Genomic DNA, 11,327 nt, shown 5'->3' on the forward strand with positions numbered 1-11,327 from the left:
GCCCGACCGCGTCCCACTGCGCGGAGGTCAGCGGCGAGGTCGCGACCGCGACCCCGTGGCGCGCGACGACCGAGCGGCCCGAGCCCGGCGTGAGCGGCGCGCCCGCACCGGTCGCGACGACCGTCCACCGGGTCCGCACGATGCCCCGGTCGGTCGCGACGGCGCGCGGCGACACGCGCAGCGCCCGGGTCCGCTCGACGACCCGGCCCCCGCGTGACAGCACCACGTCACGCAGCCCGAGCGCGAGGGCCGCGGGCTGCAGGCGCGCGCAGTCGGGGCTGTACGCACCCGCGAGGACGCCGGCCGCACGCACGTGCTCGGCGACCTCGTCGGGTGCGAGCAGGTGCACGTCGTCCTCGAGGTCGGCCGCGACCTGCACGTGCGTCGCGATGCGCTCGACCTCCGCAGGGGTGCGCGCGAGGCGGACGGACCCGCCGTACGCGAACCCGCAGTCGACCTGCTCGGCAGCCGCGGCGCCGCCGACCTCGACGACGGCGTCCCGCAGCGCCGCCCGCAGCGCCCGTGCGCCTGCGAGCCCGTGCAGGCGGACCAGCTCCTCGCCCGGCACGTCCAGGTCGGCGGAGCACCAGCCCGACCCGTGGCCCGTCGCGCCGGCACCGGTGACGTCGGCCTCCACGACGAGCACGTCGAGCGAGGGGTCGGCCTCGAGGAGGTAGTACGCGGTCCACAGCCCCGCGAGCCCCGCGCCGACGACGACGACGTCGGCCTGGTCGTCGCCGTCGAGCGGTTCCCGCGGGCGCAGCGCGCCGGGGTCGTCGTCGAGGAGCTGGTCGAGCCACAGCGGGTGCGTGCGAGCGGTCGCCATGCCGGGACGGTAGTGGCGCGCGCGGGTTGCCGACAGCCGACACGACGCGGTCGGCGACGCGCGCCTGCGCCGGTCGGGTGGTCTGCGGGCCGCTCCGCGAACGGTGTCAGCGGACTCCCAGCCGGACGCGGGATGATGGTCGCCGGCCCGGGCAGCGACCGGGCCCGTCCGCGTGCCTGCGGACGTCTCGCGTGGAGGTGTCGGGACCGCATGGAGTTCCTGGTCGGCGTGCTGATCGTCGTGGTCGTGCTGCTGCTGTCGATCGCGTTGCACGAGGTCGGGCACATGGTGCCCGCCAAGCGCTTCGGTGTCCGCGTCAGCCACTACATGGTCGGGTTCGGCCCGACGCTGTGGTCGCGCACGAAGGGCGAGACGGAGTACGGCCTCAAGGCGATCCCGCTGGGCGGCTTCGTGCGGCTCGTCGGGATGTACCCGCCCGACGAGGCCGTCGGCAACCCGCCGGCCCGCACGTGGATCGGCCGGCTCGCGCGCGACGCGCGGCAGGCGAGCGCCGAGGAGATCCGCCCCGGCGAGGACCACCGGGCGTTCTACCGGCTCTCGACGCCGAAGAAGCTCGTCGTCATGCTCGGCGGTCCCGTGATGAACCTCCTGATCGCCGTGGTCCTCATGGTCGTGGTGCTCGTCGGGATCGGGATCCCCTCCGGGCAGAGCACGACGCTCGAGTCGGTCTCGCAGTGCGTCATCCCCGCAGACGCACCCGCCGACCGCGCCTGCACGGACGGCGACGAGCCCGCGCCGGGCGCCGCGGCCGGGCTGCGGCCGGGGGACACCGTGGTGTCGTACGACGGCACCGCCGTCGAGTCGTGGGAGCAGCTGACGGACCTGATCCGGGCAACGGGGGGCGAGAGCGTGCCGGTCGTCGTCGAGCGCGACGGCCAGCAGGTGACGCTGTCGGTGACGCCCGTCGTGGCCGAGCGCCCCGTCATCGGCGAGGACGGCGGCCCGGTGCTCGACGCGGACGGCGAGATGAAGACGGTCCCGGCCGGCTTCCTCGGCGTGACCGCGGCCCAGGCCATCGAGCGGCAGCCGTGGAGCGAGGCGCCCGAGTCGGTCGCGTCGGCCACGTGGCAGACCATCGGGGTCGTCGCGACGCTGCCGACGAAGGTCGCGGACCTGGCACGGTCGACGTTCGCGCACGAGGAGCGCGACCAGAACAGCATCGTCGGCGTCGTGGGCATCGCCCGGTTCGGCGGTGAGATCGGCGCCGCCGACCTGCCGTTCTCGGTGAAGATCGCCGGCTGGCTCCAGATGCTCGCGATGCTCAACGTCGCCCTGTTCGTCTTCAACCTCATCCCGCTGCCCCCGCTCGACGGCGGTCACGTCGCGGCGGCGCTCTGGGAGGGTGTCCGCCGTCAGGTCGCGCGCCTGCGCGGCCAGCCGCGGCCCGGGCCGTTCGACGCGGCGAAGCTCGTCCCGCTCGCGTACACCGTGTTCATCCTGCTCGGCGCCGTCGGGCTGCTGCTGGTCTACGCCGACATCGTCAACCCGATCACCATCTGACCTGCGCGGACCCGGCGGACCGCGGCGCACGGCGCAGGTTCCGTGCGGGTTGTGTGGCGTCGGTCGCTCGGGCCCGGTCCGGGCGTGCGACGGTGCGATGATGGGGGCGTGAGCACCCCGATCAGCCTCGGCATGCCGGCTGCGCCCGTCCCCGTCCTGGCGCCCCGGCGGGCCTCCCGCAAGATCCGCGTCGGCAAGGTCGAGGTCGGCGGCGACGCCCCGATCAGCGTCCAGTCGATGACCACCACGCCGACGACCGACATCAACGCGACGCTCCAGCAGATCGCCGCCCTCACGGCGTCCGGCTGCGACATCGTCCGCGTCGCCGTGCCCAGCCAGGACGACGCCGACGCGCTGCCAGCGATCGCGCGCAAGTCGCAGATCCCGGTGATCGCCGACATCCACTTCCAGCCGAAGTACGTGTTCGCCGCGATCGACGCGGGCTGCGCCGCCGTCCGCGTGAACCCCGGCAACATCCGCAAGTTCGACGACCAGGTCAAGGAGATCGCGCGCGCCGCGTCCGACGCCGGCGTCTCGCTGCGGATCGGCGTCAACGCGGGCTCGCTCGACCCGCGGCTCCTCGCCAAGTACGGCAAGGCCACGCCCGAGGCGCTCGTCGAGTCGGCCGTGTGGGAGGCGTCCCTCTTCGAGGAGCACGGCTTCCACGACTTCAAGATCTCGGTGAAGCACAACGACCCGGTCGTCATGGTGCGCGCCTACGAGCTGCTCGCCGAGGCCGGCGACTGGCCGCTGCACCTCGGCGTGACCGAGGCCGGCCCGGCGTTCCAGGGCACGATCAAGTCGGCGACCGCGTTCGGTGCGCTGCTCAGCAAGGGCATCGGCGACACGATCCGCGTCTCCCTGTCGGCCCCTCCCGTCGAGGAGGTCAAGGTCGGCATCCAGATCCTGCAGTCGCTCAACCTGCGGCCCCGCAAGCTCGAGATCGTGTCGTGCCCGTCCTGCGGTCGCGCCCAGGTGGACGTCTACACGCTGGCCGAGAAGGTCACCGCGGGTCTCGAGGGCATGGAGGTGCCGCTGCGCGTCGCGGTCATGGGCTGCGTCGTCAACGGCCCCGGCGAGGCGCGCGAGGCGGACCTCGGCGTCGCGTCCGGCAACGGCAAGGGGCAGATCTTCGTCAAGGGCGAGGTCATCAAGACCGTCCCCGAGTCCCTCATCGTCGAGACGCTCATCGAGGAGGCCATGCGCCTCGCCGAGACCATGGACCCCGTCGAGGCCGGGCAGGGGAGCCCGACGGTCTCCGTCGGCTGACCGAGGTCCGTGCCGGGGACGGCGGGTCGCCGGACGACAGGTCCGGTCGCCGTCCGTGGTGCACAATCCGTGTCATGGGTTCTCGCCGCGCGATGCTGCTCGACGAGCGGGCAGGGGGACGCGTCCTGACGGACGTCGACCTCCGTGCTGCGCTCGCCGTCTGCGCGCTCGACCCGGTCGCCGCGGTCCTCGCGACCGCCCGCCTCGAGCAGGCCACCGTCAGCGGTCTGCGGTCCGCCGGCGGGACGCTGTGGGGCTTCGCGCACGACGGCGCGCTGCGCGCGGTCTGCTGGGCGGGCGCCAACGTCGTACCGGTCGTGCCGACCGACGACCCGCAGCTCGCGGCGCGCGCGCTCGACGCGTTCGCGGGCCTCGCACGCGCCCAGGGCCGCCGCTGCTCGTCGATCGTCGGCTCCGCCGACATGGTGCTCGGCCTCTGGGACCGGCTGAGCCGGACCTGGCCCGCGGCCCGCGAGGTCCGGGCCGACCAGCCGTCGATGGTCATCGACGACGAGCCGCGCATCGCACCCGACCGGACCGTCCGCCGCTCCCGGGTCGAGGAGTACGACCTCGTGCTCCCCGCGTGCATCCGCATGTTCACCGAGGAGGTCGGCTACTCGCCCGCCGGTGGCCCGGGAGGTCCGTACGAGACGCGCGTCCGCGGGCTCATCGGCTCGGGCCGCTCGTTCGTGCGGGTCGAGCGGGAGGACGGCCGGCGCGGCCCGCGCGACACCATCGTGTTCAAGGCCGAGCTCGGGGCCGTCGCCGGGGGAGTCGCGCAGGTGCAGGGCGTGTGGGTCACGCCCGAACGGCGCGGCGAGGGGCTCTCGGAGGCGGGCATGGCGGCCGTCGTGCAGCTCGCGCGGTCCGCGGAGACGCCCGTCGTGTCGCTCTACGTCAACGGGTACAACCACCGCGCGCTCGCGGCGTACCGCGCGGTCGGGTTCCGCCAGGTCGGCACGTACGCGACCGTCCTGTTCTGACGGCGGGCTTGCTCCCGACGGGGCTCGGCTTTCGACACGGCTCAGCTCCCGACGGCGGGCTCAGCTCCCGACGACGCGCTCAGCGCAGGAGCCGCGACATCCGGCGGTCCGCGAGCGGCTTGCCGCCCGTCTGGCACGTCGGGCAGTACTGCAGGGACGAGTCGGCGAACGAGACCTCGTGCACGGTGTCGCCGCACGGCACGCCGTCCCACCCCGGGCACGCCTCACCCGTCCGGCCGTGCACGCGCATCCCGCGCCGCTTCGCGTCCTTGAGCTCGGCGGCGGGCCGGCCCGACGCGGCGGCGACCGCGTCGGTCAGGACCTGCCGGATCGCGACCCACAGCGTGGCCGTCCGGTCGGCGTCGAACGACCGCGTGGGGGCGAACGGGCTCATGCGTGCGGCGTGCAGGATCTCGTCCGAGTAGGCGTTCCCGATTCCGGCGATCGTGCCCTGGTCGCGCAGCAGGCCCTTGACCTGCTGGTTGCGGGCCGCGAGCAGCTCCGCGAGACGGTCCTCGGTGAACTCGTCGGACAGCGGCTCGACGCCGAGCGTCGCGATCTGCGGGACCGCGGTCGGCTCCTCGACGACGTGCACCGCGAGCCGCTTGCGCGTGCCCGCCTCGGTCAGGTCGAAGCCCGAGCCGTCGTCGAGCCGGACGCGCAGCGCGATCGGCGACTTGCCGGGCCGGACGGGCCGCGGCGAGAGCTCGTCGGACCAGCGCACCCAACCCGCACGCGACAGGTGCCAGACGAGGTGCAGCGGCTCGCCGGTCGACGTCGCGACCATGAGGTCGAGCCACTTGCCGTGCCGCACGACGTCGACGACCGCGCCGCCGACGAGCGCGTCGGGCGGCGGCCGGAACGTCTTGAGCGCGCTGATCGCGCCGACCTCGACTCCGGACACGGCACGGTCCACGGCGCGCCCGCGCAGGAACTGCGCGAGCGCCTCGACCTCAGGCAGCTCGGGCACCCGCCCATCCTGGCCGAGACCGCCCACACCGCGACAGCGGACGCACGGGCGACCCTGCCGCGACCACTAGGCTCGCCCCCATGCTCCTGCGCCTGTCCACGCTCTTCGTCCGCACGCTGCGGGAGGACCCCGCCGACGCCGAGGTCGCGAGCCACAAGCTGCTCGTCCGCGCGGGGTACATCCGTCGGGCCGCGCCCGGGATCTACACGTGGCTGCCGCTCGGGCTGCGGGTGCTCGGCAAGGTCGAGGCCGTCGTGCGCGAGGAGATGGCGGCCGCGGGCGCGCAGGAGGTGCACTTCCCGGCGCTGCTGCCCAAGGAGCCGTACGAGGCGACGGGCCGGTGGAGCGAGTACGGGCCGAACATCTTCCGGCTCAAGGACCGCAAGGGCGGCGACTACCTCCTCGCGCCCACGCACGAGGAGCTGTTCACGCTGCTCGTCAAAGACCTGTACTCGTCGTACAAGGACCTGCCGCTCACGCTCTTCCAGATCCAGACGAAGTACCGCGACGAGGCGCGTCCGCGCGCGGGTCTGATCCGCGGGCGCGAGTTCGTCATGAAGGACGCCTACTCGTTCGACGTCGACGACGCCGGGCTGGACGCGTCGTACGCCGCGCAGCGCGCCGCCTACCAGCGCGTGTTCGACCGGCTCGGCCTCGAGTACGTGATCGTGACCGCGACGTCGGGCGCGATGGGCGGCTCGCGGTCGGAGGAGTTCCTCACGCCCACCGCGATCGGCGAGGACACGTTCGTCCGGTCCGCGGGCGGCTACGCCGCGAACGTCGAGGCCGTCACGACCGTCGCGCCGCCCGCGCTCGACTGGTCGGACGCGCCCGCAGCGCACGTCGAGGACACGCCCGACACCCCGACGATCGAGTCGCTCGTCGCGCACGCCAACGCCCACCAGCCGCGCCCCGATCGGGAGTGGACGGCCGCCGACACGCTCAAGAACGTCGTGCTCGCGCTGGTGCAGCCCACGGGCGAGCGCGAGCTGCTCGTCGTGGGTCTGCCCGGCGACCGCGAGGTCGACCTCAAGCGCCTCGAGGCCGGGCTCGCCCCCGCCGAGGTCGAGGCCGCGGGCGAGGCCGACTTCGCCGCGCACCCCGAGCTCGTCAAGGGCTACATCGGTCCCGGCGCGCTCGGCCCGAACGTGCCCGTCGCCGAGGGGGCCGAGCGGACGGCCGTGCGCTACCTCCTCGACCCGCGGGTCGTCGACGGCACGCGGTGGATCACCGGTGCGAACGAGCCCGGCCGGCACGTCTTCGACCTGGTGGCCGGGCGGGACTTCACCGCCGACGGCACGGTCGAGGCCGCCGAGGTCCGCGCGGGCGACCCCGCGCCCGACGGGTCGGGCCCGCTCGAGCTCGCGCGCGGCATCGAGATCGGCCACATCTTCCAGCTGGGCCGCAAGTACGCCCAGGCGCTCGGCCTCACGGTCCTCGACCAGAACGGCAAGGCGCAGGTCGTCACGATGGGGTCCTACGGCATCGGCGTGACCCGCGTGCTGGCCGCGCTGGCCGAGGCGAACCACGACGACCGCGGCCTCGCGTGGCCCGCGCACGTCGCGCCCGCGCACGTGCACGTCGTCGCGACGGGCAAGGACGCGACGGTCTTCGACGCCGCTGACGAGATCGCGCGCGACCTCTCCGGCCGTGGCATCGAGGTGCTGTACGACGACCGGCCCAAGGTGTCGCCCGGCGTGAAGTTCGCCGACGCCGAGCTGCTCGGCGTCCCGCTCGTCGTCGTCGTGGGACGCGGTCTTGCCGAAGGGCTCGTCGAGGTCCGTCCGCGGGCCGGTGGCGACGCGCAGCAGGTGCCCGTCGCGGACGTCGTCGAGCACGTCGCCGCACGCGTCCGCGAGCTCCTCGCCGACTGACGGTCCCCGGGGCGGCGGACGTCGGCCCCCGGCCTGCGCCGGGGCGCCGTCGGCGGGGCAGGGGATCGGCCGCGTCAGTCCGCCGTCGGCGAGGAGAGCGGCGCAGGCGCGTCACCCCGCCGTCGGCGAGGAGAGCGGAGCGGCCGCGGTCAGCCCGCCGTCGGTGTGGGGAGCGGAGCGGCCGCGGTCAGCCCGCCGTCGGTGTGGGGAGCGGCTCGGCCGCGAGCTCGGGCATGCCCGGGAACGCGACCGGGGTCGCACCCCACGCACGCGCCTGGCGCGTCGCGTCCGCGAGGCCCGTGAGCAGCTCGGCGCGGGCGCCCGCGTCGGCGGAGGCGACGAGCGTCGCGTAGGTGTCGGCGACCGCCGACTCGGCACCGCGTGCGACGCCGGCCGCGACCGTCGGGTCGTCGAGTCCGGCGGGCAGCGCGTACGCGACGCGACGCGGGTCGTCGAGCTGTCCGGCCGTGCCCGCGGAGGTCGCCCACCGCTCGGCCGCGTCGCGGTGCCCGGCGGCGGTCTGACGCGCGAGCGTGCGCGGGTCACCTTCCAGCTTCGCGGCGACGACCTCGAGCGCGTACCCCGCCTCGTCGTGCGCGAGCGTGAGGGCGTCGAGGTCGGCGCGGTCGAGTCCCGCCGGAGCGGGGGCCTCGTCGGCCGCGGAGCCGGGCGTCGGGGTCGCGGACGGTGTCGGCGGCTGGTCGGCGCCGCCCTCGGGCGTACCGTCCACTCCGGCCCGGAGCGCGATCTCGGGCGCAGGGAGACCGAGCGCCGTGGCCAGCCGTCCGGCCAGGTCGGTCCGGGCGGTCGCGACGGACCCGACCAGGCGCGCGAGCGGCCCGTCGGGGACGGCGTCCGCGTCGGCGAGGGCCGTCGCGGCGTCCTCGGCGAGCTCCGCCAGGACGGACTCGGCGGTCGGCGCCGGGGAGGCGGTCGTGCTGCTCGGTGACGCCGACGGCGTCGGCTCGGGCAGCCCCGAGTCGTAGACGCCGCCCAGCTGCTCGGCGTGCAGCTCGCCGAACGCCGCGACGTCGGCGAGCACGGCGGCGACGGGCTCGGCGGGAGCGGCGTCGAGGAGCGTCCGCGCGTCCTGCGCCAGACCGAGCGCGTCGTCGACCGTGCGGCCGCGCACGTGCTCGACGGCGTCCGGGGACGGCTCGACGGGCGGGGGTGTCTCGAGGCGCAGGCCGCAGCCGGTCAGCAGGGTCGCGGTGGCCGCGACGACGACGAGCGTCACCGCCCGGCGGAGCGGCACGGGCCGGCGGCGGGAGGTCGGGTGGTCGGGTGCGCTCATCGCCGGTGATCCTCCCACGACGACGTGGCGCGTCGACGCGGCGACCGACGGGTGTGCCCGGACTCGTTACGCTGGTCCCACAACATCACAGGGTCGAGCCGCGTGCCGGTGACCCGTCGGAACCGACAGGAGGCCCTCCCATGGTCGCGCCAGCACCCGCCCAGCGGGTCCGGCAGGTCGTCGAACCGGCGGTGGCCGGCCTCGGCCTCCTGCTGGAGGACGTCGAGGTGGCGAGGGCCGGGGCACGGTCGGTGGTCCGCGTGGTCGTGGACGTCGTCGAGGACGACGAGGGCGAGCTCGACCTGGACCGGGTCGCCGAGGTGACCCGTGCGGTGTCCGACGCGCTCGACGCGCAGGACGTCGTGGCGGGGGAGTACACCCTCGAGGTGTCGAGCCCGGGCGTGTCGCGTCCGCTCACGGAGCGCCGGCACTTCGCCCGCGCGGTCGGTCGCTCGGTCACCGTGCGCCTCGTCGACGGCGGGACGCTCGCGGGCCGCCTGACGGCCGTGGAGCGCGGGACGACGGACGCCGACGACGCGGTCGTCGTGGTGCCGGTGACGCCGGGCGTGAAGGGCCGTCGCCCGAAGACCGGCGCCCCCGTCCGGCTGCGGCTGACCGACGTGCGCGACGCACGCGTCGAGGTGGACCTGAGCGGCCTCGGACCTGTGGACGACGACGACGTGGCCGGCCCGGGTGCCGACGCCGCCGGACGGGAAGGCTGACATGGACATCGACATGCAGGCGCTGCGCCTGCTGGAGCGCGAGCGGGAGATCAGCCTCGACGTGCTCGTCTCGGCGATCGAGCAGGCGCTGCTCTCGGCCTACCACCGCACCCCGGGGTCGCACCCGCGGGCGCGCGTCGAGGTCGACCGCCGCAGCGGGCACGTGACGGTGTGGGCCCGCGAGCCCCAGCCCGTCGGCGAGGACGGCCGCCCGGTCGAGGTCGACACCCCCGAGTTCGACGACACCCCCGACGGGTTCGGCCGCATCGCGACCGCGACCGCGCGCCAGGTGATCGTCCAGCGGCTGCGCGACGCCGAGGACGACCAGGTGCTCGGCACGTTCCGCGGCAAGGAGGGCGAGGTCCTCGGCGGCGTCATCCAGCAGGGGCGTGACCCGCGGACCGTGCTCGTCGACGTCGGCGGCACCGAGGCCGTGCTCCCGCAGCACGAGCAGGTGCCCGGCGAGGAGTACGTGCACGGCGACCGGCTGCGCGCGTACGTCATCGAGGTCGCGCGTGGCCCGCGCGGGCCGCAGGTCACGCTGTCGCGCACGCACCCGAACCTCGTGCGCCGGCTGTTCGCGCTCGAGGTCCCGGAGGTCGCCGACGGCACGGTCGAGATCACGGCGATCGCCCGCGAGGCCGGGCACCGCACCAAGATGGCCGTCCGCGCGACGGTCGCCGGGGTCAACGCGAAGGGCGCGTGCATCGGCCCGATGGGCGGCCGCGTGCGCGCTGTCATGGCCGAGCTGCACGGCGAGAAGATCGACATCGTCGACCACTCCGACGACCCGGCCGAGATGATCGCGCACGCGCTGTCGCCCGCCCGCGTGGTGTCGGTCACGGTCGTCGACGAGGCCGCCCGCGCCGCCCGCGTCGTCGTGCCCGACTACCAGCTGTCGCTCGCGATCGGCAAGGAGGGCCAGAACGCCCGCCTGGCCGCGAAGCTGACCGGCTGGCGCATCGACATCCGGTCCGACGCCGAGGTCCCCGGGGCCGACGGCGGGCCTGCCGCCGGCGCGGCCCGGCACGACGCCGGCGAGGCCCCGCGGGGCGGCGCCGGTCAGCACCGGTGACGCGGAGGGGTAGACTGTCGACGGCTGGGCCGGATGCCCGGCTCTCCTCGCCGAGCAGGCGGACCCCCGACCCCGCACCCGTGGTGCCTGTCGTGGGACCGGTGCGCACGTGCGTGGGGTGCCGAGCGACCGGCCCGAGGTCAGCCCTGCTGAGGGTGGTCGCCCCCGCCGCCGGTCCCGGAGTCCCGGAGCTGGTCGTGGACGTCGGTCGCCGGATGCCGGGCAGGGGAGCGTGGCTGCACCCCGATCGTGCCTGCCTCGAGCTCGCCGAACGCCGCAGGGCGTTCGGGCGGGCCCTGCGGCTGCCGGGTCCGCCCGGTACGCGCGCGGTCCACGAGCACCTCGAGCAGCACGAGCAGTGAGCGTCACCGGGTCCCCCTGGTGACGTGGCCGATCGTCGAGAAGGAAGCGGGTTGGAAGCCGATGGCTACCCGATGAGCACGCACCGATGAGTACCCAGCGATGAGTACCCAGCACTAACGACGGTCCGACCCTGTCCGGGGGCGGGCCAGGACAGGAGAGATGTGGCCAAGGTCCGCGTCTACGAGCTCGCCAAGGAGCTCGGAGTCGACAGCAAGACCCTCATGACCAAGCTGAACGAGCTCGGTGAGTTCGTCCGCTCGGCGAGCTCGACCATCGAGCCGCCCGTCGTGCGCAAGCTGCGCGACACCTACCCCGCAGGTGGCGGTGCCTCGGCACCGAAGGCCGCTGCGCGCCCGGCTCCCGCCGCGCCCGCGGCTCCGGCTCCGGCCGCACCCGCACCCGCCGCCGCGGCCCCTGCGCCGGCGGCACC

General features: G+C 75.1%; 11 protein-coding genes. 8 read left to right on the plus strand and 3 right to left on the minus strand.

From position 1 onward, the window contains the following. Positions 1–826 (minus strand): NAD(P)/FAD-dependent oxidoreductase (locus tag CTKZ_RS08525; protein WP_124342551.1); only part of this gene is annotated, 826 nt, incomplete at its 3' end. A 210-nt stretch (positions 827–1,036) separates the two neighbouring features. Between CTKZ_RS08525 and CTKZ_RS08530 the strand changes: the two genes are divergently transcribed. The 3 genes from CTKZ_RS08530 to CTKZ_RS08540 all read left to right on the plus strand — a co-directional run bounded on the left by CTKZ_RS08530 (position 1,037) and on the right by CTKZ_RS08540 (position 4,599). Continuing rightward, positions 1,037–2,347, plus strand: a complete 1,311-nt coding sequence (locus tag CTKZ_RS08530; RefSeq protein WP_124342552.1) for a M50 family metallopeptidase — start codon at positions 1,037–1,039, stop codon at positions 2,345–2,347. 132 nt (positions 2,348–2,479) lie between these two features. Then, on the plus strand, positions 2,480–3,616 hold the full coding sequence (gene ispG / locus CTKZ_RS08535) for a flavodoxin-dependent (E)-4-hydroxy-3-methylbut-2-enyl-diphosphate synthase (protein WP_200829680.1): 1,137 nt from the start codon (positions 2,480–2,482) through the stop codon (positions 3,614–3,616). Between the two features lie 74 nt (positions 3,617–3,690). Next, a complete protein-coding gene (locus CTKZ_RS08540) occupies positions 3,691–4,599 on the plus strand; it encodes a GNAT family N-acetyltransferase (protein WP_124342554.1) in 909 nt (302 codons plus the stop codon). A gap of 79 nt (positions 4,600–4,678) precedes the next feature. On the opposite strand, the gene CTKZ_RS08545 is transcribed toward CTKZ_RS08540, so the two are convergent. Beyond that, positions 4,679–5,569: an Fpg/Nei family DNA glycosylase gene (locus tag CTKZ_RS08545; RefSeq protein ID WP_124342555.1), complete on the minus strand. Its 891-nt coding sequence runs from the start codon at positions 5,567–5,569 to the stop codon at positions 4,679–4,681. Positions 5,570–5,649: 80 nt separating this feature from the next. Here CTKZ_RS08545 and CTKZ_RS08550 point away from each other — a divergent pair, with 80 nt between their 5' ends. Next, positions 5,650–7,443, plus strand: a complete 1,794-nt coding sequence (locus CTKZ_RS08550; protein WP_124342556.1) for a proline--tRNA ligase — start codon at positions 5,650–5,652, stop codon at positions 7,441–7,443. 187 nt (positions 7,444–7,630) lie between these two features. Here the strand turns inward: CTKZ_RS08550 and CTKZ_RS08555 are convergent, their stop codons facing one another. Then, positions 7,631–8,737, minus strand: coding sequence for a DUF4439 domain-containing protein (locus tag CTKZ_RS08555; RefSeq protein ID WP_124342557.1), 1,107 nt, complete (start codon positions 8,735–8,737; stop codon positions 7,631–7,633). A 140-nt stretch (positions 8,738–8,877) separates the two neighbouring features. Between CTKZ_RS08555 and rimP the strand changes: the two genes are divergently transcribed. The 4 genes from rimP to CTKZ_RS08575 all read left to right on the plus strand — a co-directional run. Next, positions 8,878–9,459 (plus strand): ribosome maturation factor RimP, encoded by a 582-nt coding sequence (gene rimP / locus CTKZ_RS08560; protein WP_124342559.1) that lies wholly within the window; start codon positions 8,878–8,880, stop codon positions 9,457–9,459. A gap of 1 nt (position 9,460) precedes the next feature. Next, positions 9,461–10,534: a transcription termination factor NusA gene (gene nusA, locus CTKZ_RS08565; protein ID WP_225916401.1), complete on the plus strand. Its 1,074-nt coding sequence runs from the start codon at positions 9,461–9,463 to the stop codon at positions 10,532–10,534. Positions 10,535–10,647: 113 nt separating this feature from the next. Then, positions 10,648–10,896: a YlxR family protein gene (locus tag CTKZ_RS08570; protein ID WP_307720294.1), complete on the plus strand. Its 249-nt coding sequence runs from the start codon at positions 10,648–10,650 to the stop codon at positions 10,894–10,896. Between the two features lie 162 nt (positions 10,897–11,058). Next, the coding region (locus CTKZ_RS08575; RefSeq protein WP_148090472.1) for a translation initiation factor IF-2 N-terminal domain-containing protein at positions 11,059–11,327 on the plus strand (269 nt) is incomplete at its 3' end.

Source organism: Cellulomonas algicola (assembly GCF_003851725.1).
In the GTDB taxonomy this organism is placed as follows: Bacteria; Actinomycetota; Actinomycetes; order Actinomycetales; family Cellulomonadaceae; genus Cellulomonas; species Cellulomonas algicola.

Coding starts and splice junctions, on each gene's coding strand:
- nusA (WP_225916401.1), top strand. CDS start 9,461: ATGGACATCGACATGCAGGCGCTGCGCCTGCTGGAGCGCGAGCGGGAG.
- CTKZ_RS08550 (WP_124342556.1), top strand. CDS start 5,650: ATGCTCCTGCGCCTGTCCACGCTCTTCGTCCGCACGCTGCGGGAGGAC.
- rimP (WP_124342559.1), top strand. CDS start 8,878: ATGGTCGCGCCAGCACCCGCCCAGCGGGTCCGGCAGGTCGTCGAACCG.
- ispG (WP_200829680.1), top strand. CDS start 2,480: ATGCCGGCTGCGCCCGTCCCCGTCCTGGCGCCCCGGCGGGCCTCCCGC.
- CTKZ_RS08530 (WP_124342552.1), top strand. CDS start 1,037: ATGGAGTTCCTGGTCGGCGTGCTGATCGTCGTGGTCGTGCTGCTGCTG.
- CTKZ_RS08555 (WP_124342557.1), bottom strand. CDS start 8,737: ATGAGCGCACCCGACCACCCGACCTCCCGCCGCCGGCCCGTGCCGCTC.
- CTKZ_RS08540 (WP_124342554.1), top strand. CDS start 3,691: ATGGGTTCTCGCCGCGCGATGCTGCTCGACGAGCGGGCAGGGGGACGC.